Source organism: Burkholderia pyrrocinia (assembly GCF_018417535.1).
Lineage (GTDB): Bacteria > Pseudomonadota > Gammaproteobacteria > Burkholderiales > Burkholderiaceae > Burkholderia > Burkholderia pyrrocinia_E.
On record NZ_CP070977.1, the window covers coordinates 489,581 to 510,635 of the forward strand.

Annotated in this window: 17 protein-coding genes; 15 read left to right on the plus strand and 2 right to left on the minus strand. The window is 61.2% G+C overall.

Annotated elements, in window-relative coordinates; translation table 11 throughout:
- Positions 1-6: 6 nt before the first annotated feature.
- From JYG32_RS02265 to JYG32_RS02295, 7 genes are all read left to right on the plus strand, one after another.
- A complete protein-coding gene (locus JYG32_RS02265) occupies positions 7-1,086 on the plus strand; it encodes an ATP-binding protein (RefSeq protein ID WP_213265363.1) in 1,080 nt (359 codons plus the stop codon).
- Positions 1,086-3,371 (plus strand): DUF5682 family protein, encoded by a 2,286-nt coding sequence (locus tag JYG32_RS02270; protein WP_249744571.1) that lies wholly within the window; start codon positions 1,086-1,088, stop codon positions 3,369-3,371. Before JYG32_RS02265 ends, JYG32_RS02270 begins: the two co-directional genes overlap by 1 nt.
- A gap of 1 nt (position 3,372) precedes the next feature.
- Positions 3,373-4,536: a vWA domain-containing protein gene (locus JYG32_RS02275; protein ID WP_213264515.1), complete on the plus strand. Its 1,164-nt coding sequence runs from the start codon at positions 3,373-3,375 to the stop codon at positions 4,534-4,536.
- Positions 4,537-4,698: 162 nt separating this feature from the next.
- Complete coding sequence (locus tag JYG32_RS02280) at positions 4,699-5,106, plus strand: hypothetical protein (protein WP_213264516.1); 408 nt, start codon at positions 4,699-4,701, stop codon at positions 5,104-5,106.
- A gap of 198 nt (positions 5,107-5,304) precedes the next feature.
- The gene (locus tag JYG32_RS02285) at positions 5,305-5,880 is read left to right on the plus strand and encodes a hypothetical protein (protein ID WP_213264517.1); all 576 of its coding nucleotides are present in this window, start codon (positions 5,305-5,307) and stop codon (positions 5,878-5,880) included.
- A gap of 510 nt (positions 5,881-6,390) precedes the next feature.
- Entirely contained in the window at positions 6,391-6,894 is a 504-nt protein-coding gene (locus JYG32_RS02290; protein WP_213264518.1) for a GNAT family N-acetyltransferase, read from the plus strand.
- 291 nt (positions 6,895-7,185) lie between these two features.
- Positions 7,186-9,138, plus strand: a complete 1,953-nt coding sequence (locus JYG32_RS02295) for an ATP-dependent nuclease (RefSeq protein WP_213264519.1) — start codon at positions 7,186-7,188, stop codon at positions 9,136-9,138.
- A 126-nt stretch (positions 9,139-9,264) separates the two neighbouring features.
- Here JYG32_RS02295 and JYG32_RS02300 read toward each other — a convergent pair whose 3' ends face one another.
- Complete coding sequence (locus JYG32_RS02300) at positions 9,265-10,455, minus strand: tyrosine-type recombinase/integrase (protein WP_213264520.1); 1,191 nt, start codon at positions 10,453-10,455, stop codon at positions 9,265-9,267.
- Positions 10,456-10,819: 364 nt separating this feature from the next.
- On the opposite strand from JYG32_RS02300, the gene JYG32_RS02305 reads away from it, so the two are divergent.
- The 6 genes from JYG32_RS02305 (at position 10,820) to cyoD (ending at position 18,344) form a co-directional block, all read left to right on the plus strand.
- A complete protein-coding gene (locus JYG32_RS02305; RefSeq protein ID WP_213264521.1) occupies positions 10,820-12,208 on the plus strand; it encodes a hypothetical protein in 1,389 nt (462 codons plus the stop codon).
- Between the two features lie 497 nt (positions 12,209-12,705).
- Positions 12,706-14,235 (plus strand): complex I subunit 4 family protein, encoded by a 1,530-nt coding sequence (locus JYG32_RS02310; RefSeq protein WP_213264522.1) that lies wholly within the window; start codon positions 12,706-12,708, stop codon positions 14,233-14,235.
- 270 nt (positions 14,236-14,505) lie between these two features.
- Positions 14,506-15,393, plus strand: a complete 888-nt coding sequence (cyoA, locus tag JYG32_RS02315) for a ubiquinol oxidase subunit II (RefSeq protein ID WP_213264523.1) — start codon at positions 14,506-14,508, stop codon at positions 15,391-15,393.
- A gap of 3 nt (positions 15,394-15,396) precedes the next feature.
- Positions 15,397-17,403 carry a cytochrome o ubiquinol oxidase subunit I gene (cyoB, locus tag JYG32_RS02320; RefSeq protein ID WP_213264524.1) on the plus strand — a complete coding sequence of 669 codons (2,007 nt, stop codon included), beginning with the start codon at positions 15,397-15,399 and terminating at the stop codon, positions 17,401-17,403.
- Entirely contained in the window at positions 17,403-18,011 is a 609-nt protein-coding gene (gene cyoC / locus JYG32_RS02325; RefSeq protein ID WP_048248698.1) for a cytochrome o ubiquinol oxidase subunit III, read from the plus strand. Before cyoB ends, cyoC begins: the two co-directional genes overlap by 1 nt.
- Positions 18,012-18,344, plus strand: a complete 333-nt coding sequence (gene cyoD / locus JYG32_RS02330) for a cytochrome o ubiquinol oxidase subunit IV (RefSeq protein WP_011352504.1) — start codon at positions 18,012-18,014, stop codon at positions 18,342-18,344.
- A 100-nt stretch (positions 18,345-18,444) separates the two neighbouring features.
- Here the strand turns inward: cyoD and JYG32_RS02335 are convergent, their stop codons facing one another.
- Complete coding sequence (locus JYG32_RS02335) at positions 18,445-18,741, minus strand: DUF4148 domain-containing protein (RefSeq protein WP_072437048.1); 297 nt, start codon at positions 18,739-18,741, stop codon at positions 18,445-18,447.
- Positions 18,742-18,958: 217 nt separating this feature from the next.
- Here JYG32_RS02335 and JYG32_RS02340 point away from each other — a divergent pair, with 217 nt between their 5' ends.
- A complete protein-coding gene (locus tag JYG32_RS02340) occupies positions 18,959-19,633 on the plus strand; it encodes a response regulator transcription factor (RefSeq protein ID WP_072437049.1) in 675 nt (224 codons plus the stop codon).
- Between the two features lie 11 nt (positions 19,634-19,644).
- Positions 19,645-21,036 (plus strand): sensor histidine kinase, encoded by a 1,392-nt coding sequence (locus tag JYG32_RS02345; RefSeq protein WP_213264525.1) that lies wholly within the window; start codon positions 19,645-19,647, stop codon positions 21,034-21,036.
- Positions 21,037-21,055: the final 19 nt, after the last annotated feature.

The window sequence follows — 21,055 nt, forward strand, 5'->3', positions numbered from 1 at the left end:
GACAACCTGAATACCGTGCTGCGCCAGCACGCCGAAACGCAATATGCCGAAGAGCTGGCTGAACTGGCGCGCGACGACAAGCGTACACGGCCAGCAAACTGGCGGTTGTCGCCGTGGGCAGTCAAGACTTACTTGCTGGGCGGCGAGCTGGACAATGGCTTCGAGGTGACGCCGAAATACATTGGTAGCGGTCGCCTGATCGAGATCGCCGTCGCCACGCTTGCAACCGACCGCGCGTTACTGCTTTACGGCGTCCCGGGCACGGCAAAGAGCTGGGTATCGGAACACTTGGCCGCGGCGATTAGCGGGGATTCCACGCTGTTGATTCAGGGCACGGCCGGCACGGATGAAACGGCATTGCGGTACGGCTGGAACTATGCGCGCCTGTTGTCGGAAGGTCCGTCCGAGCGCGCGCTGGTGCCCAGCCCGATGCTCAACGCGATGCGCGACGGCAAGCTGGCGCGGCTGGAGGAGATGACGCGTGTGCCGAGCGAGGTGCAGGACACGCTGATTACGCTCCTGTCGGAAAAGACCCTACCGGTGCCGGAACTCGGGATCGAAGTGCAGGCCCAGCGCGGCTTCAACGTGATAGCGACCGCGAACAATCGGGACCGTGGCGTCAACGAGATGTCGTCCGCCTTGATGCGCCGCTTCAACACCGTGATCCTGCCGACGCCGGAGACGTTCGACGAGGAAGTCGCGATCGTCAGCCGCCGCGTCGCCGAATTGGGCAGGGCGCTGGCGCTGCCGGCCGAGAAGCCTGCGCTGCAGGAAGTGCGTCGCGTGGTCGCTGTGTTCCGCGAATTGCGCAACGGCGTGACCGAAGACGGGAAGACCAAAATCAAGTCTCCGAGCGGCACATTGTCGACCGCGGAAGCGATTTCGGTGCTCGGCCACGGCATGGCCGTGGCCGGCTATTACAGCGATGGCGTATTGCGTGCCGCCGATCTGGCAGCTGGCCTGAGCGGAGCGATCGTCAAGGACCCGGTACAGGACAAGCTGGTCTGGATGGAGTACCTGAAGACGGTCGTCAAGGAGCGCGACGACTGGAAGGACCTGTACCGCGCTTGTATGGAAGTGGCCTGATGGCGGTTCGCTATTACGGCATCCGCCACCATGGCCCCGGTTGCGCACGCGCGCTGGCGGCGGCGCTGACGGTGCAACAGCCCGATATCGTATTGCTCGAAGGGCCGCCGGAAGCGGACGCCATCGTCGGATGGGCGGGCGATACTGCGATGCAGCCACCCGTGGCGCTACTGGTCTACCCGACCGAAGCGCCGCGGCTGGGGGTGTTTTATCCGTTTGCCGAGTTTTCGCCGGAATGGCAGGCAATGCGTCATGCCGTGGCACGCAACGTACCGCTGTGGTTCATGGACCTGCCGGCCGCGCATGGTTTCGCCGAGTCCATCGCCCGGGAACGGGAGGTGGCCGAAGCGATGCCAGAGGCCGCTGACGGTGCCGTCGATGCAGCGGGGGAAACCGAGGAATCCGGGAAACGCGGGTTGTCGGAGACGCCGGAAGAAGAATTGCCGCCGGCATGGCGGATGGACCCGATCGGTGAATTGTCTCGCGCCGCTGGCTACGACGATCACGAATTGTGGTGGGAGATCGAAGTCGAACAGCGCCGCGACGCAGGCGAGCTGTTCGCGGCCATCGAGGAGGCCATGGCCGCGTTGCGCGAACATGCGCCGGCGCCCTCGGTGCGCGAAGCGCGACGTGAAGCCCATATGCGCAAACAGATACGCGAAGCGCAAAAAGCCGGCTATCAAAACGTCGCTGTCGTGTGCGGTGCATGGCACATACCGGCATTGACCCAGGCCGCCAAGATCAAGGACGACACGGCGCTCCTCAAGGGTTTGCCGAAAACTCGGACCGAAGCGACCTGGGTACCGTGGAGTGACGACCGCCTGGCCTATACCGGAGGTTACGGTGCTGGCGTTGAATCGCCAGGCTGGTATCGTCACCTGTGGCAGAGCCCGGACTCAGCCGGCTTGCGTTGGGTAACGGAGAGCGCGCGACTGATGCGTGCTGAAGGTCTCGACGTGCCGTCTGCCAGCGTGATCGAAACGGTGCGCCTGGCAGACGCGCTTGCCGCCATGCGGGGGCTGCCGCTGCCGGGGCTCGCCGAGCACCGTGAAGCGATGATGACCGTACTCTGTCATGGACAGGTCGAACCGCTGGCCTTGATTCGCCACAATCTGGAAGTCGGCGATCGATTGGGCGCGGTGCCCGAATCCGTCGCCGCCGCACCGTTACAGCGCGACCTGGAGGCATGTCAAAAGCGCGTACGGCTCAAACCCACGACCGAGATCAAGCAGATCGATCTCGATCTGCGCGAAGAGGGCGGTCGACAGCGCAGTGTGTTGTTGCATCGTCTCAACTTGCTCGACGTGGGTTGGGGCACGCTGCTGCGAGACAACAACCGCACCGGCACGTTTCGCGAGGCGTGGGAACTGCGCTGGCGTCCGGACATGGTCGTTGCGCTCATTGCCACCAGTCGCTACGGCAACACGATCGTGGATGCGGCAACGCATCGGCTGTGCGAAATCGCGCGCTCGGGCGCCGACTTGCCGCGATTGACCGCGATGCTCGACCAGGCCGTGCTGGCGCGATTGCCCGTCGCAATCGATACCCTGCTGGCCTGCGTGCAGACGCAGGCGGCTGTCGCGGCCGATCTCGTGCATCTGATGACGGCACTGTTGCCGTTGGTGCGTGTGGTCCGATACGGCGACGTGCGGGGGACCACCGTCACTGATCTGCAGCCGATCATCGAAGCACTGGTCGAACGTATCGTCATCGGTCTCCCTGCCGCGACAAGCAACATCGACGAGGCCGCCGCCACAGGAATGCTGGTGCATATGGACGGCGTGCAGGACTCGCTCGATACCCTCGGCATTGCGGCATTACGGGACGAATGGCTCGATTGCCTGGTCAGGCTGACCGCGGATGGCACCGTTGCCCCGACAGTGCGCGGATTCGCACTGCGTCTCGCTTTCGACCGTCACCGTATCGACGCCGAGGAAGTTGCGCGCCAGGCAGGATTGGCGCTTGCCGCCGTCGTATCGCCGGCGGCATCCACCGGCTGGCTGACCGGACTTTTGCGCGGAAGCGGGCTGTTGCTGCTGCAACACGACGCACTCTGGCGTGTCATCGATACATGGCTTGCCGGTCTCGCTCACGACGTCTTTCTCGAGCGTTTGCCACTGTTGCGCCGCGCATTTGCCGATTTCCAGGCTGCCGAGCGGCGTGAAATGGGCGGCAAGGTCCGACGGCTCGATGCATCTGCCGTGGAGGCAGCCGCCGTCGTCGAACTTGACCGTGCGCGGGCCGTCCGTGTCCTGCCGGTGCTTGCCGCGATCCTTGGGAAATGACATGAGCATCAACACAGATCTCGAAACCGACCGCATGCAACGCTGGCGCCTGGTCCTGGGCGGTGATGCCCAGGACAGCTGCGGCGCGACACTCCCCACAGACCTGGTGCGTGCCGATAGTGCCCTTGGCGCGCTATATGACAGCGAGCGTCAGGGCGGTCTTGGTGCCAGCAACCCCAATATTGCCCGCTGGCTGGGCGACATTCGCGAGTTCTTTCCGACGCCCGTCGTCCAGGTCATGCAGCAGGATGCGCTGGAGCGTCTGAACTTGCGCAAGATGCTGCTGGAGCCGGAACTGCTCGAGTCGGTGGAGCCGGACGTTCATCTCGTTGCGAGCCTGATGTCATTGTCGCGCGTGATGCCGGCCAAAACCCGTGACACAGCGCGCAGGGTCGTGCGGCGCGTGGTCGAGGAACTAGAGCGACGACTGGCCGAGCCGATGCGCCAGGCAATACGAGGCAGTCTCAACCGCGCGGAACGCAACCACCGGCCGCGCCTGAGTGAAATCGACTGGCATCGCACCATCCGCGCGAATCTTTCGCGTTATCTGCCCGACCGGCGTACGGTGATTGCGGAAAAGCTGGTCGGTTATGCGCGAAAACGTTCGGCGTTGCGCGACGTCGTTCTCTGCGTCGATCAAAGTGGATCGATGGCTGCATCGGTGGTCTACGCGGGGGTGTTCGCGGCTGTAATGGCATCCCTGCGGGCCGTGCGTACCCGCATGGTCGTGTTCGACACCAATGTCGTCGATCTGACTGACGAAACGAGCGATCCCGTAGACCTGCTGTTCGGCGTACAGCTGGGTGGCGGCACCGACATCAACCGTGCACTGGGCTATTGCCAGCAGGTGATCAACCGTCCCGAGCAAACAATTCTGGTGCTGATCACCGATCTATACGAAGGCGGGAATCAACAACAGATGCTGCAACGTGCCGCGGCGCTCAAGGCTGCGGGCGTCAACGTCATCTGCCTGCTTGCGCTGGCCGACAATGGTGCGCCTGGCTACGATCATCAGAACGCGACCCGATTCGCCGCGCTGGGTATCCCCGCTTTTGCCTGCACGCCCGATCGATTTCCGGAGTTGATGGCTGCTGCGATCCAGAAGCAGGACATTGTGCTCTGGGCGGCTCAACAGGGTTTCGTCACCAATCGCGCAGATCGGTAAGAAAGCGCTGATGCGATCAGTGGTGCATGCGAGGATATGATTCGATATTTTGACTGACAAAATAGATCGCTATTGCAATGCGATATAGATTGTAAAGAGAAGGGAAACTCCGTGAAACGCTGCACAACACGGCACGGTGGTCGGCGAGCATTAACGAAAGAGATGTTGTTGCCGTTGTCCACTGAAAAGGTGCGATCGTTGTCGCTGGAGAACCATATGGCGCTAGCCGCGGTTCGGTCAGGAAACGGAAATTGCGATCAGGTCACTTGCCTGTTGCGCGTCGTCTACTTGGCGTTCTACATGCGTAGCGAGACTGCGTCTGGGTCGGATCTCGACCTCTACCGCCGAGCCGAGGCTGTGCTGGATGCCTGTATCGCACGGGCCGAGAGCGGCGAGGTGTGGACGCTCCAGGGTGACGAATTGGCAGGCGTGGAGCGCGTGTTGGTCGTGCATGACGAACAACTGGCCGCAATCCCCAAGCATCGCTATCTGGAAGCTTGGGATCGGCTACAACGTTTCATCAGTGGGACAGGGCGTTCGCCGATTCCGGAAGGGGAAGAGCTCGCATAATGGACGAGACAGACCGGTCCTTAGCCGCTGTCTTCAGCGAGAGAGAGGATGGCCTGCCCTGACATAAGAAGTGCGGTTACTTGCTCGCCGGCACCGGCTCGGATGGCGAACGAGTTGGTGCGATGCACAGCTTGATCGTTGGCCGGATGGCGACGCACAAGACATCCCGACCGAGTGTTTATATTGAAGGATTCTCGGATGCAAAGTTTGGTGCGATCGTTGGCGTTTCGGGCGCTCGCCTCTCCAGAAACCAATGATCATGAAGTGCGGATCGTCATTGATGGCGAGGACATCATTGATCGCCTAAGCCCAGCGATAGGACTCGATCCAATAGATTTCTTCGAGCAGCATGCTCTGCTTCAGGGTGGGCGCGCCGTGATTGCTCGCTGCGATTGCGGCGTCAGGGGTTGCGGTGATTGGACTGCCAAGATTACGGTTGGCGACACCTTTGTCGAATGGAATGCAGATGTTATCGGAACACTTCGGTTTCCATCTGACGCCTACCGCAGGTGGACAGTCGGAGCGGCAAACGACCGTGGGTGGGAAGACGCAAACCGCCGGGCTGAGCGACTTGTTAGTGAAGTTCTGGCCGGCATGCACTTGGATGACGGGAAGGTTTTTCAGTGGGCGAGCGCGCGCATTGCCCCTGGACAGATCAAGCTCTCGTTCTGGGGCGATGGAGAACAGTCGTTTCTGAGCATCGACTGGGATGCAGTACGAGTCGATACTGCGGTGGCTGCGGCCATGTCGTTTCGGCACGAACGAGGGCGCTGATTCGGCGCCCTGGAGGAGCGTATTTTTCGTGCCAGTAGTAGCCTGCGCTCCAGTCCGTGAAATCAAATTGGCAAACGGCGTCGACAGTCGGTTTATTGGGACTGTTGGACCAGAGTGGCGGTCCCGGAACCGGAGTCGAACCGGCACGCCTTAAGGTTGAGGATCTTAAATCCCATGCGCGGACCAATCTCGCCGTCTGAGCGGTAGTGGCGGGACTCCGATCAGTCGAACATGGCACCAACGGGTTATGTCCGATGCTCCAACCGGGCGTGAGCTAGAGGTCCAGTAAAGTGGGTGCAGACAGTGAAATCCATCAGCCCAAAATCTCTCATACGAACGATAGTCGACCCTTTCCGTTGCCTAAAAGTTGGGTAGTATGGGAAGGTAGTGGAATAGACCAAACTAACTCGTTTGGCGATGGAGAAACTCGTACGAACGTCGCTGAATCACCACGGGCGGAAGAGTTCTGGTGCCGAGTGAGTTGTATATTTTTAGAATCCGTCAAGAACGATGAATGTTACTATCCGTGAAGCAACGTTGGGTGATCTTTCATTTATCGTTCAGCAATATGATGAAGGAGTGTCAGGTGGCCATTTCTCTGGGCAGCCTCATGTATCTACATCGCGCATGTGGCAAGAGTGGCTGACAAAGCGTTGCATGGTTCGGCAGTGTTTTCGGCCGGATGGAACATACTTTGTTGAACCTGTTTCAATTACGACGTTGCTGGCAGAAGAAAACGGAAAGCCTGTCGGGCTATTGCTCTCGTCGCCAGAAACGCCTCCTGATACATCTAGTATCGAGATTTATATGCTCAGTGTATCTAAGTTCGCCCGGCAGCGTGGTGTCGCGTCGTCAATGATTCAGTTTGAAGAGGGGCGGCATGTGAAAGGAACCAGTTTTTATGCTCGATGCTATAGAAAATCAACGTGGGCAATTAATTTGTTTAGAAAGCATGGTTATCGTATCGAGCGTATATCCCTCAATTTGGGTATGCATTATCTAAAAAAACCTTGAATGGGAGGGGCGAGCCTAAGTGCGGAGAATTTTGGTGGTGTAAGGAAATCGTCAATCATCAATGAGAATCTCTCCGATCTTTTGTGTGCGAGGTATAAATTTATGACCGAGGAGGGCTTTTATGCCACGTAAGCGTGAGGATGAAGTGACGATCGAACCGAATCATGCTTGAGCATGGTTCTATGAGTGATCAAGTAACTGGTGTCTAGGATGCTGGCCTGAGAGACGAGCAACTCACTAGTAACCATCATTGCTCTTGACAATTGGCGGCGCCAGTTCGACCATGGCTGCTTGCTGAAAACGATGAACATTCCCGGGGGAAATGTGACCACGCGATCAAAGCTCGTGCGCATGACAGTGCGCAATATCGGTTGCATCGGAAACGAAGGCATCACGGTTGAACTCGACGACATTGTTTGTCTTGTTGGCCGGAACAATTCCGGAAAATCCACCATACTTCGAGCGTATGAGCTGGCGAAGGGAGCGCAGTCGTTTGATATAGCACGTGATCGATGTCAGTCCGCCGCTGATGATCAACCATCAGAGATAGAACTTGAGGCTCATATTCCTAAGAATATCGGGAATGTTCACGAGAAGTGGAAAATAGAAAGGGACGCGTTGCTGATAGTCCGAAGCCGCTGGCAATGGGCGGCGCCGGATTTTCAGCGCTCACGATCTACTTGGGACCCGGAGATTGACAATTGGGCAGAGGACGGAAAGGCCGGTGGTGCAGACCCGGTTTTCAACTCAAGGTTGCCACGTGTACTTCGGATTGGATCGTTGGACGACGCGGAGAGTACGGAAAGCAAGCTCTTGACTCTTGCATTGACACCTCTCCTTGCCGTTATTGAGCAAGAGCGAGCTGCCTCAGACTCGCCTTTGGCGAAGGCGCTTGCATCCGTGATTGCGCACATCAATGGATTGAGCGCCGATCATCAGGATCATTTCAACAAGATCGCCGAGAAGGTTACAGAAGGGTTTAAGGGGATTTTTCCGAAACTCGATGTGCGATTGAATATCGCTGCTGCACCTTGGGCACCCAAGATTGAAGGGCTAGTCAAGGAAGGATCTGGTCTCCGAATCAAGGACGGAAAAGCTGACACATCGTTGGTTCAGCAAGGCACTGGTGCACAGCGAGCACTTTTTTGGGCCATGCTTCAGGTGCATAACGAACTGACGAGAGATAGAGAGCTTCGAGAAGCACATGGTAAAAGGCTAGCAAAGGAACTCGCTGACGAAAAGAAGGCGCAGCAAAAGGCCGGAGCGAACCTCGATAAACTGGCTGAAATTGAAGCTCGGATAGCCGCCTTTAACGATGGCGGCGCTATCCCGGAAAGTCCGGACGATCCCGCATTTCCGGGCTATCTGTTGCTGATTGACGAGCCAGAGAACGCACTTCATCCAATGGCAGCCCGCGCAGCACAGCGACACCTTTATAAGCTTGCGGAGAGCGCGGACTGGCAGGTGATGATGACTACTCACTCCCCGTATTTTATTAACCCTCTCGTCGACCATACGACGATTATCCGACTGGAGCGTGGGGGGGAGGATAATGGGGGAGTGATCACCCCCAAGACCTACCGCTCGGACTTTATAGAGTTCCAAGGGGACGAAAAGAAGAGGCTGCAGGCGCTTCAACACGTGGACCCAAGCTTGGCCGAAATATTTTTCGGATCATATCCTATCGTCGTCGAGGGCGATACGGAGCACGCAGCCTTCATCGCGTCGATACTGGAACGTCAACATGACCATATCGATCGGGTTACCGTCGTGCGAGCGCGTGGGAAGGCGATTCTTGTGCCTCTTATTCGAGTTCTTACCCATTTCAAGATGGATTTCGGCGTCGTCCACGATGCTGATCCACCATTTAAACGCGACGGTACTGCAAACGGAATGTGGTCAGAAAACGCGAAGATTCGCGACGAGATTCTGAAGGCTCGTGCCGCCAACGTTGCTGTCCGACATCGGGTGAGTGTGCCAGATTTTGAGCGGTACCTGGGGGGAGACGAAGTTTCGAAAGATAAGCCACTCAATGCGTACCTTGCTATCAAAGAAGACGGCGCGCTTGGTGCAAAAGTTCAGGGCCTTTTGTCGGACCTGTTGAATAGCGCTCAGCATGAACCTTTTGCCAACGCCGTGTTCGCATCCAGTGACGAGTATATGGAGAGGTTGAAGGGTGCAGTGGACGCGTGGGCAACTGCCAATGGTTTGGCCGATCGGTCGCGCTTCAAAGGGACCGCATAGCTCGGTCCACAATGTGCGCAGTAAACAGTTACTTCTATATCGAAGCTGGCACCCATGGAGCATGTTGATGCTGCACGTGGCCAACGTGTCACGTACAGGTCGGTATGCCTACATCTTCCGGCAGTGTCAATTGGAATAAACGTGCTGCGCCCATGCTTCCATGAGTGGACGTCGCTGTTCTAACAGATCGGTGCGGTGGTACGCAGCTTCGACCTTGTTCGCAACGGTATGAGCGAGCGCGCGCTCGGCGAGGTCTCGTGCGTATCCGTGTTCGCTAGCCCAATCCCGAAAGCTGGACCGGAAGCCGTGGGCGGTTGCGAATCGGCTGGGAGTATCGCTCTCTGCTTTAACGCGGCGAAGCAGTGCCGTCAGCGTCATATCGCTCAATACCTTCTCGCGCGGGGACGGAAAGACGAGGGTATCGTGTAACTGATGCTCCCTGATGGTTTTGACGAGTAGCAGTGCGTATTGCGAAAGTGGAACCCGGTGCGGTTCTTTGGCCTTCATGCGAGCGGCCGGAATGTTCCAGATACCTGCATGCAAATCGAATTCATCCCAAATCGCACCTCGAACCTCGCCACTACGAGTCGCCGTTAGAATTAGAAATAGGAGGGCGGCACGGGTGCTGTCGCCGGCCTTGTGCTCGGCAAGATTGGTAGCGACGAATTTGGGCACTTGCTGCCACGGCATTGCTGGTTGGTGCTCCGGCTTTCCAGACTGTTTGGGCAGCAGATGATCCACGACGCTAATCGGATTGGCGGCAATATGACCGTGTGCCCACGCCCATTGCATGACGGCATGCATTCTCTGCCGGGTGCGGCTGGCCGTTTCCGCCTTCGTCAGCCAGATTGGGCGAAGCACGTCTGCACAGTTTCCCGGGGTGATTGCTTCGAGCTTGCGGTTTCCCAGTTTGGGGAAGACGTAAGTTTCGAGCGTGCTGATCCATTGAGCTGCGTGCTTCTCGTTCTTCCAGCCGGGCTTGAGTTCCTCATGAACCTTTCGCGCGGCTTTCTCGAACGTAAGGGCGGCTGCTGCGACTGTGGCAGCCTCACGCTCGCGGTTACGCTGATCGATCGGATCTTCGCCATTGTCGATGAGCTTCCGCATGGCAAGCGCCTTTTCGCGGGCTTCGGCGATCGACGTTTCGGGATAGGCGCCGAGGCCGGCGTCGCGTCGCTTGCCCGTCACCGGGCTGGTGAAGCGCAAGGTCCATTTGCATCCAGATTTGGACGGAGTCAGAAGCGGTCCTGTGACCTTTCCATCAAAGACTGGCTTGTCGTCCGGCTTCAGTGCTTTTGCTTGTTTGTCGGTTAGCATTGATTCTCTAGCCCATCATTCAGCCCATCAGCAAACGCTGGATGGGGTTGGAAGGTGCTAGCGTAAATTGGATGTCTGGATAGTGCAAGTGCTTGAATTTATGGAAGATGTTTGGATGGAAATGGATCGGCTTGGGCTTGGGTTTGGCAGCCTCCGTCTCCGCCAAAAGCGGTGACAAAGCCCCGCAAGTTCTCGGACTTGCGGGGCTTTTTCTTTTTCCGGCGCACCACGCGCAAAACATTCGATTCTGCCGGATCGCATCTGCGGACGGACTCGGTCGGGACAGCAAATCAAGCAATGAGTGCTCGACTTGAGCGGCGGTAATGCGCTACATATCGCGTATCGCTTGGCGCGACTCAAGGTGATGCTCTTGGCAAGCCCGCATTCCGTTCTGACTGTCCTCTCTCATCGACCTGTCGACGGACTGGTCGACAACCACGACCGTTACGCGCGGCTGCACGGCTACCGGCACGCGACGGTCGACGGCACGCACGTGTATGGCGAGCGCCAGCAGGTCCTGCACAAGTACCACGCGATCATCGCGCAACTCGTCGCGATGGAGCCGGGCGCATTGCTGCTCGTGCTCGATCCGTTCTCCGTCGTGTTCGACCCGCACACGCTGCCGGACGTCGCACGCGGTTACGATGCGATCGTCACCACGCAGACGCCGACGTCGGCGCTGCCCGCCGCAAGCGGGATGATCTTCCGCAACGTGCCCGACGTGCGGGAGCGGTTGCGCAAGCTGGTGGTCGAGTTCGGCGCGTGGGCGATGCGCCTTCCGGAGCGGCAACACGCGTGCGAGGCGACGCTGCTTGCGGAGTACTTCCCGCCGCTGCCGTTCGACGTGCCGCTCGCGAACGGCTATTTCGCATCAGCCCAGACGGTCTGGAGCGACGGGATCGCGATCGATTCGATCGCCGGCGCTCGGCCGCTCGTGGCGCACCAGGCGCCCGAGTGGCGGCAGGTGGAGGGCGTCTGGGCGCCGGCTGCCGACTACGACTTCCGCTATGTGGTGGCGCTCGTCGACGATGCCGAACGGTACCAGCGCGGCGATCGCCCGCACGCAATGGACGACTGGCGTGCCGCGCAGCAGCGAACGCGCGACGCGGAGCGGCATGTGAATCCGCAGGCGCGTGTTGCGTTCGTGAGCCTGCATACATCGCATATCGCGGGCTACGGCGACCTGCACGAGGAGAACTTCGTTCGCTACTGCACGCGGCACGGTTATGCGTACCACGGGTATCGCGAGGCGCCGGCATTCCTGCCGGGCGGCATCGATGCGAACTGGGCGAAGCTGCATCTGATTCGCGAACATCTGCCGCATCACGCGTTCGTGTTCTGGGTCGATGCGGACATCCTGGCGATCGATCAGAGTCAGTCCGTCGACAACACGATCGACGGCCGCGACTTCGTGATCGGGACCGATCACACGGCCTGGGCGATCAACTCGTGCATGATCGGCGTGCGCAACGTGGCGCCGATGCGCGATCTGGTCGAGCGCATCTGCGCGCGCATCGAGAGTTTCGGCGATCGTTCGTCGGTCTACGCGAGCGGTGGCGACCAGCAGGCGATCTATGTGGAGCTGCTGCAGTCCGGCATGATCGATGCGCGCCATATCGTCGATGCGATGACGCTCGCGTCATCGCCGGTCTATGCCACGCGCGACAGCCGCTTCGTCCATTTTCCCGCGCAACACGACCACTATCGCGCGGTGACGATGCGCGTATGGGACCGTCTGAGTCATCAGCGTTAGCGGCCGGGAACATGAAGGATGCGGCGCCTGCCGCGACGCCGAACGGCGGAGCGGTCATTCGCTCGACATGCATCGAGCAAGATCAATAGAAATACAAATGAAAGTATTGATGTAAGGCTGGAGGCACCGCGCGATCGCCATTCTGCACAGCATCAACCATCGTGCTCCGGCCCTCCGAAATGAAGCGCCGACGTCAAAATTGCGGCGCTGCGTCGATTTTGTCGGTGTTCCTCTCCGCGCAATACAAAAAATTACCCATAAAAATCAGCATTCTGCGCCTGCGCCGAAAATCGACGCTCTGCTGCGCTGCAGAAAATAATCAATCGCCTTATGCTGGTTAACCCGATTGCGCTTGAGCGGCATCAAGTTTTCCCGTGATGCCGTTTTACATTTTGCCGACACTAGCGATTCACGAAATCTATCTGTCGATTTGATTTCGTTCCTTTCGTCTCGCCTGTCCCCAATGCAGTGCGCGACCTCCTCAAGGCCTTGTTGACATGCATGATTTTCCCTTCCTGAGCCTGGCCATCTGGGTTCCGATCCTGTTTGGCGCGTGCCTGCTGCGCGCCGGTTCCGACCTTCATCCACGCCGGACGCGCCTGATTGCGCTTGTCGGCGCGCTCGCGGGGCTGGCCGTCGTCGTCCCGCTGGTCGCCGGTTTCGACGCGCATTCGGCCGCGATGCAGTTCGTCGAAAGCCGCAACTGGCTGGCGGCGTTCAATTCGGGATGGCGGGTCGGCATCGACGGCGCGTCGCTGTGGCTCGTTGTGCTGACCGCATTCACGACGCTCGTGGTGGTGGTCGCGTCGTGGGAGTCGGTCACGGTGCGCGTCGCGCAGTACTACGCGTCGTTCCTGATCCTGTCGGGGCTGATGGTCGGCGTGTTCGTCGCACAGGACGGGCTGCTGTTCTTCATCTTCTTCGAGGCGACGCTGATCCCGCTTTACCTGCTGATCGGCACGTGGGGGCGCGAGCGCCGCGTGTACGCGGCCGTGAAGTTCTTCTTCATCTCGTTCGCCGGCTCGCTGTTGCTGTTGATGGCGATGCTGTACCTGTACGCGCAATCGCATACGTTCGACATGGCCGTGTGGCGCACGCTGCAGCTCGGTTTCGCACCGCAGTTGCTGGTGTTCCTCGGCTTCTTCGCCGCGTTCGCGGTCAAGGTGCCGATGTGGCCGGTCCACACGTGGCTGAGCGACGTGTACACGGACGGCCCGACGGGCGCCGCGCTGATGCTCGCGATGCTCAAGCTCGGCGGCTACGGGTTCCTGCGCTTCGCGCTGCCGATCACGCCGGACGCAAGCCACTTCTTCGCGCCGGCCGTGATCGCGCTGTCGCTGTTCGCGATCGTCTATGCGAGCCTGATTGCGCTCGCGCAGACCGATCTCGGCAAGCTGCTCGCGTACTCGACGGTCGCGCACATGGGGATCGTCACGCTCGGGCTGTTCCTGTTCAACCGGATCGGCGTCGAAGGCGCGATCGTGCAGCTCGTGTCGTACGGCTTCGTCGCGGGCGCAATGCTGCTGTGCGTGAACGTGCTCGTCGATCGCACGAAGCAGCGCGAGATCGCCGCGTACGGCGGTGTGGCGGGCGTGATGCCGCGTTTCGCGACCTTCACGCTGCTGTTCGCGATGGCCAACGTCGGCCTGCCGGGCACGTCAGGGTTCGTCGGCGAGTTCATGGTGATCATGGGCGCGATCCGTTTCAACTTCTGGATCGGCGCAATCGCGGCGCTGACGCTGATCCTCAGCGCGTCGTACACGCTGTGGATGCTCAAGCGCGTCGTGTTCGGCAAGGTCGCGAGCCAGCGGATCGCGAAGCTCGCCGACCTGAACCGTCGCGAGATCGCGATGTTCGCGTCGCTCGCGCTGATCGTGCTGGCGGTCGGCATCGATCCGAAACCGTTCACCGACGCGATCGATCCGACCGTCGGCAAGCTGATCGACGAAGCCAGCCATTCGAAGGTGCCGGCAGCGGACGGCCCCGTGCAGGCGCAGCCGTCGTACATGGCCTCGACGCACGGCTGATCGCGGCACGCCGCGAGAGCGGGGCGCATCGCACGGCGATACGGTCGTTGCGCACACATCGATCGCGGTCCGGCGCATGCGGCGCCGGGTCCGCTTCCGGCTGCGTGAAATTGCCCCGCGACAATGTGTCTCACGGCAGATTTTGCAATGATGATTTGCCGCATCCACCGGTTTTTCATCGCACTTGCGCGACGTATGATTCGGCCAATTTCGTGGATCGAATGCGCATCGGGCATACGCAAACGGATTCAATGACCCTCGGGCTGTGTGATGAAAAGAAGAGCTTCAAGAGGCTGGTCGGCGCTGATGTCAATCGGCGCGGCACTGAGCCTGTCAGGCTGTAATTTAGATGTACTAAATCCGAAAGGAAGCGTGGGCGCTGCCGAAAAGGCGCTGATCGCGACGTCCACCTGGGCGATGCTGATCGTCGTCGTGCCGGTGATCCTGCTCACGCTATGGTTCGCGTGGCGTTACCGCGCATCGAACCGCAACGCAACCTACGCGCCGAACTGGTCGCATTCGACCGCGATCGAAGTCGTGATCTGGACTGTGCCGACGCTGATCATCCTGTTCCTCGGCGTGCTTACGTGGAAGACCACGCACGAACTCGACCCGTACAAGCCGCTCGAGTCGTCGGTAAAGCCGATCGACGTCGAGGTCGTCGCGCTCGACTGGAAGTGGCTGTTCATCTATCCGGAACTCGGCATCGCGTCGGTGAACCAGCTCGCGATTCCGGTGGGCACGCCGGTGAACTTCCGCATCACGTCGGATTCGGTGATGAACTCGTTCTTCATCCCGCAGCTCGGCGGCCAGGTTTACGCGATGGCCGGCATGCAGACGCGCCTGCACCTGATCGCCGACGAGCCCGGCAACTATGCGGGCACGTCCGCCAACTTCAGCGGCCGCGGTTTCTCCGACATGAAGTTCCGCACGCTCGCCGAGCCGCGCGAACAGTTCGACGCATGGGTGCAGAAGGTGAAGGCGTCGCCGGACCGGCTCGACGCGACCGTGTACGGCACCGTCGCGCAGCCGAGCGAGAAGGCGCCCGTGCGCTACTTCTCGTCGGTCGATCCGCGGCTCTTCCACAACATCATCGCGAAATACAACGATGGCCACGTCCTCGACCTGAAGGACGCCGCCTGCGGCACGAAGGGGTAACGCATGTTCGGCAAACTCACACTATCGGCGATCCCGTTCGATCAGCCCATCATCATGGTGGCCGGCGCCTTCATGGGGCTGGCCGTGCTGGGCATTCTCGCCGCACTGACGATCACCGGCCGGTGGAAATGGCTGTGGACGGAATGGCTGACGACAGTCGACCACAAGAAACTCGGCGTGATGTACATCATCGTCGCGCTGATCATGCTGCTGCGCGGCTTCGCCGACGCGATCATGATGCGCATGCAGCTCGCGCTCGCGTACAACGCGCCCGGCTACCTGCCGCCGCACCACTATGACCAGATCTTCACGGCACACGGCGTGATCATGATCTTCTTCATGGCGATGGTGTTCATGGTCGGCCTGATGAACCTGGTCGTGCCGCTGCAGATCGGTGCGCGCGACGTCGCATTCCCGTTCATCAACTCGCTGAGCTTCTGGATGACGGCGGTCAGCGCGATCCTGATCAACATCTCGCTCGTGATCGGCGAATTCGCGCAGACGGGCTGGCTCGCCTACCCGCCGCTGTCGGAGCTGCAGTTCAGCCCGGGGGTAGGGGTCGACTACTACCTGTGGGCACTGCAGATCTCGGGCGTCGGCACGCTGCTGACCGGCGTGAACTTCTTCGTGACGATCATCAAGATGCGCGCGCCGGGCATGACGCTGATGAAGATGCCGGTGTTCACGTGGACCGCGCTCTGCACGAACGTGCTGATCATGGCGTCGTTCCCGATCCTGACCGCGACGCTCGCGCTGCTCGGCCTCGACCGTTACCTCGGCATGCACTTCTTCACGAACGAAGCCGGCGGCAACGCGATGCTGTACCTGAACCTGATCTGGGCGTGGGGTCACCCGGAGGTGTACATCCTGATCCTGCCGGCGTTCGGCATCTTCTCGGAAGTCATCGCGACGTTCGCGAAGAAGCCGCTGTTCGGCTACAAGACGATGGTGTACGCGACCTGCGCGATCATGGTGCTCTCGTTCCTCGTGTGGCTGCATCACTTCTTCACGATGGGCTCGGGCGCGAACGTGAACGCGTTCTTCGGCATCGTGACGATGATCATCGCGATCCCGACCGGCGTGAAGGTGTTCAACTGGCTGTTCACGATGTATCGCGGCCGGATCGAATTCACGACACCCGTGCTGTGGACGATCGGCTTCATGGTCACGTTCACGCTCGGCGGCATGACCGGCGTGATGATGGCGATTCCCGGCGCGGACTTCGTGCTGCACAACAGCCTGTTCCTGATCGCGCACTTCCATAACGTGATCATCGGCGGCGTGCTGTTCGGCTATCTCGCGGGCTTCAACTACTGGTTCCCGAAGACGTTCGGCTTCAAGCTGAACGAGAAGCTCGGCAAGGCCGCGTTCTGGTTCTGGCAGGTCGGCTTCTACGTCGCGTTCGTGCCGCTCTACGTGCTCGGCTTCATGGGCATGACGCGCCGGCTCAATCACTACGACAACCCGGCCTGGCATCCGTGGCTGCTGGTTGCCGCGTTCGGCGCCGTGCTGATCGCGATCGGCATTGCGTGCCAGCTGCTGCAACTGGTGGTCAGCATCCGCAACCGCAACCTGCCCGAATACCGCGACACGACGGGCGACCCGTGGGGCGGTCGCACGCTGGAGTGGGCGACCTCGTCGCCGCCGGCCGACTACAACTTCGCGGTGATCCCGCAGGTGCGCACGCTCGACGCGTACGCGGACATGAAGGCGCGCGGCGAAGGCCGGCCGAACCCGGCGTCGATCCGCGATATCCACATGCCGTCGAATACCTGCGCGGGTCTCGTGGTCGCGATTTTCAGCCTGGTGCTCGGCTTCGCGCTGGTGTGGCACATCTGGTGGCTCGCGATCGCCGGGCTCGTCGGGATCGTCGCGACGCTGGTGATCTACAGCTCGCGCGACAACGACGGCTATTACATCCCCGCGTCGACGGTGCGGAAGATCGAAGACAAGCAGCCGACCAAGCGCGTGGCCGCGCGTGTCGACGACGTGGAACTGGAGGCCAACTGATGTTGCAGAAAACCTTGAGCGCAACCCTGCTCGAGCACGACGACCATCCGCCGTCGCATTCGGTGTTCGGTTTCTGGCTGTACCTGATGACCGACTGCGTGATCTTCGCGGCGCTGTTCGCGACGTTCGCGGTGCTCGGCCACCAGTATGCGGGCGGGCCGACCGCGAAAGACCTGTTCGACATTCCGGGCGTCGCGGTGGAAACCGCCGCGCTGCTGCTGTCGAGCATCACGTACGGTTTCGCGATGCTCGCTGCCTACAAGCAGCGGCGCGGCGCGCTGCTCGCGTGGCTCGCGGTGACGTTCGTGCTCGGCGCCGCGTTTCTCGCAATGGAGCTGCGCGAGTTCTCGCACCTGATCGCGGAAGGCGCCGGCCCGCAGCGCAGCGCGTTCCTGTCGGCGTTCTTCACGCTGGTCGGCACGCACGGGCTGCACGTGACGGCCGGCTTGCTGTGGATGATCGTGCTCGCCGGGCAGATCGTGTTCCGCGGCGGCGACCTGACCGATCGCGACCTGCGGCGCCTGACGTGCCTGAGCCTCTTCTGGCACTTCCTCGACATCGTGTGGATCTGCGTGTTTTCCTTTGTCTATCTCGCGAGCGTGATCTAAATGGCCCATTCGCATTCGTCTCAACTCGAAGAAGGGCACGGCAGTGTCGGCGGCTACGTCGCCGGTTTCATCCTGTCGGTGCTGCTCACGGCCGCGTCGTTCGGCCTCGTGATGGGCGGCGTGCTGTCGCCGCATGCGTCGCTGATCGCGCTCGCCGTGCTCGCGTTCGTGCAGATCGTCGTGCACCTCGTGTACTTCCTGCACATGAACGGTTCGTCGGGCCAGCGCTGGAACGTGATGGCATTCAGCTACACGGTGCTGACCGCGGCGATCCTGATCGTCGGCACGCTGTGGGTGATGCACAACGTCAGCATGAACATGATGTCGCGCTGAGCGGCGTCGCGGCGCAGTGGTCGATATCCATGTGCGTTCATGAAGAAAAGGCGGCACGCGAGTGCCGCCTTTTTTATTCCCGCCGCGTTGCGCGAGCCTGTCAGTGCGAGCCCGCGTCCGCCGTCAGCGCATGCGTGCAGTCCGTACGGTACTCGGCGGCGAGCCGATGCTTCGCGCCGTCGAGATCGTCGGGATAGTAGGGGCTCGCGTGCGCCGGATCGTAGCCGACCTGTTCGAGTTCGGTCAGCTCGCGCACGAGGTCCGCGCGCGTGACTTCGTGGCCCGTGTGAACGAACGGGTAGGCATTGCATTCCTGAGGCGTCAGGTGTGGCGCCGCGAACGCTGCGGTGCTCGCGCATGCGAGCAGCATGCAGGCGACGATAGTCGACAGTTTCATTCGGTGGCTCCTGTGTTCGCGGCCCGATGCCGCATGACGTCAGCGTAGGCGGAGCGCACGACGGGGTGGGCGACGCACGGATGAAACATGTTTCACGAGCGCGCGCCCGGCGCCGGATGAATCTATCTTCATGTAGCGCCGGACGGCGACCGCGCCGTCTACGATAGCCGCGGGCGCATGGCGTGCGCCCGTCATGAAGTTCATTGCGAGGACAGGCATGCGAGTACTGACGGTCGAGGACGATGTGGTGACCGCGAACGAAATCGTCGGCGAACTGACCGCGCGCGGGTTCGAGGTCGACTGGATCGACAACGGCCGCGAAGGGATGATGCGCGCGATGAGCGCATCGTACGACGCGATCACGCTTGACCGGATGCTGCCGGGCGCTGACGGCCTCGCGATTCTGACCGCGATGCGCACGGTCGGCATCGATACGCCGGTGCTGATGCTGAGCGCGCTCGGCGACGTCGACGAGCGCATCCGCGGGCTGCGCGCGGGCGGCGACGATTACCTGACGAAGCCATTCGATTCCGGCGAGCTGAGCGCACGCATCGAGGTGCTGCTGCGCCGCCGGCAGGCGTCGGGCGTGCCGCAGCAGACGCTGTTGAAGGTCGGTGCGCTCGAGCTCGACCTCATTTCGCGCTGCGCGCGCCGCGGCGCCGACGAGATTCCGTTGCTGCCGACCGAGTTTCGCGTGCTCGAATTCATGATGCGCAACGCCGGCCAGACGATCACGCGCACGATGCTGTTCGAGGCCGTGTGGGGCTATCACTTCGATCCCGGTACCAACCTGATCGACGTACACATGGGCCGGCTGCGCAAGAAGATCGATCCGCCCGGCGCGAACCCGATGATTCAGACGGTGCGCGGTTCGGGCTACATGCTCGCGTAACGGAGGCACGGATGGATGCGGCTCGCGCGGCGAACTTCACACGCCGCTGGCATACGACGACGTTTCGCTGGCTGTGCGCGTATGCGGCGATCTTCTCGGTTTCGCTGCTGCTGCTCGCGGGCGTGATCAGCTTCGCCGCGACACATACGATGACGCGCGACACTGACGAGGTGCTCGCGTGGCAACTGATCTATTTCGATTCGATTCCCGATGCCGAGTTGCCGCTCGCGATCCATCGGCGGCTCGAGCACGAACACATGCATACGAGTTTCTACGGGCTGTTCGACGCGGCCGGGCGCCGCGTTGCCGGCGACATCGCGACGCTGCCCGCGCTGCGTACGGATCGCGGCGGACGCACGCTGAACCGCACGCTCGTACCACTCGACGGTCAGCCCGCACGGATCACGCGCGCGATGGCCGTGCGCCGCGACAACGGAATGACGCTGGTCGTCGCGCGCGACCTGTCGCATTTCATCCAGATCCGCGATGTCGCGATTCGCGGGCTCGTGATCGGCGGCGTGATGATCCTGATCGCGGGCATCGCGGGCGGCAGCATGCTCGGCATGCGGCAGATGCGCCGCGTCGCCGCGATCCGGCGCGCCACGCGGCAGATTGCCGAGGGCGATCTCGGCAAGCGGTTGCCGGTCGGACGCCACGACGAGCTCGACCTGCTCGCGCACCTCGTGAATCACATGCTCGACGAAGTCGAGCGACTGATGGGCGAGGTGCGTCATACCTGCGACGGCATCGCGCACGATCTGCGCACGCCGCTGGCGCGCGTGCATACGATGCTGGCGCGACTCGCCGAGCAGCCGTTTTGTGCGGACGATCCCGCGTCGGCGGTACTCCTGGCGTCGGCGCGCGACGAGACCGACCGGTTGCTCGAGCGCTTTCGCGCGATGCTGCGCATCTCCGAGATCGGTACGCTGAGCCGGCGTGGCGGCTTTGCCGCGGTCGACGTCGCGGCATTGCTGCGCGACGTGTGCGAGCTCTACGAGCCGCTGGCCGAAGCCGTCGACGTGTCGTTCGAGCTCGACGCGGCACCGGTCGACGGTATTCATGGCGACCGCGCATTGCTGTTCGAGGCGTTCAGCAATCTCGCGGACAACGCAATCAAGTTCACGCCGCCGGGCGGTCGCGTTCGCGCCGTACTCCGCGCGACGCCGAGCGGCCCGCTCGTCCGGCTCGAGGACAGTGGGCCGGGCATCCCGCCCGGCGAGCGTGACGCGGTGCTCGAACGCTTCTATCGCGGCGAGCGCACGCGTCATGTGAAAGGCTCGGGGCTTGGGTTGAGCATCGTATCGGCGGTGATGCACGTGCACGGCTTCGCGCTGCGGATCGGCGATGCGGAGCCGGCCGGCGCGGCGATTACGGTCGAATGCTGGCCACGCTCGCTTGCATGACGGCACTGGGAAACGGTCG

Coding starts and splice junctions, on each gene's coding strand:
- JYG32_RS02270 (WP_249744571.1), top strand. CDS start 1,086: ATGGCGGTTCGCTATTACGGCATCCGCCACCATGGCCCCGGTTGCGCA.
- JYG32_RS02275 (WP_213264515.1), top strand. CDS start 3,373: ATGAGCATCAACACAGATCTCGAAACCGACCGCATGCAACGCTGGCGC.
- JYG32_RS02280 (WP_213264516.1), top strand. CDS start 4,699: ATGTTGTTGCCGTTGTCCACTGAAAAGGTGCGATCGTTGTCGCTGGAG.
- JYG32_RS02285 (WP_213264517.1), top strand. CDS start 5,305: ATGCAAAGTTTGGTGCGATCGTTGGCGTTTCGGGCGCTCGCCTCTCCA.
- JYG32_RS02290 (WP_213264518.1), top strand. CDS start 6,391: ATGAATGTTACTATCCGTGAAGCAACGTTGGGTGATCTTTCATTTATC.
- JYG32_RS02300 (WP_213264520.1), bottom strand. CDS start 10,455: ATGCTAACCGACAAACAAGCAAAAGCACTGAAGCCGGACGACAAGCCA.
- JYG32_RS02305 (WP_213264521.1), top strand. CDS start 10,820: ATGCTCTTGGCAAGCCCGCATTCCGTTCTGACTGTCCTCTCTCATCGA.
- JYG32_RS02310 (WP_213264522.1), top strand. CDS start 12,706: ATGCATGATTTTCCCTTCCTGAGCCTGGCCATCTGGGTTCCGATCCTG.
- cyoA (WP_213264523.1), top strand. CDS start 14,506: ATGAAAAGAAGAGCTTCAAGAGGCTGGTCGGCGCTGATGTCAATCGGC.
- cyoB (WP_213264524.1), top strand. CDS start 15,397: ATGTTCGGCAAACTCACACTATCGGCGATCCCGTTCGATCAGCCCATC.
- cyoC (WP_048248698.1), top strand. CDS start 17,403: ATGTTGCAGAAAACCTTGAGCGCAACCCTGCTCGAGCACGACGACCAT.
- cyoD (WP_011352504.1), top strand. CDS start 18,012: ATGGCCCATTCGCATTCGTCTCAACTCGAAGAAGGGCACGGCAGTGTC.
- JYG32_RS02335 (WP_072437048.1), bottom strand. CDS start 18,741: ATGAAACTGTCGACTATCGTCGCCTGCATGCTGCTCGCATGCGCGAGC.
- JYG32_RS02340 (WP_072437049.1), top strand. CDS start 18,959: ATGCGAGTACTGACGGTCGAGGACGATGTGGTGACCGCGAACGAAATC.
- JYG32_RS02345 (WP_213264525.1), top strand. CDS start 19,645: ATGGATGCGGCTCGCGCGGCGAACTTCACACGCCGCTGGCATACGACG.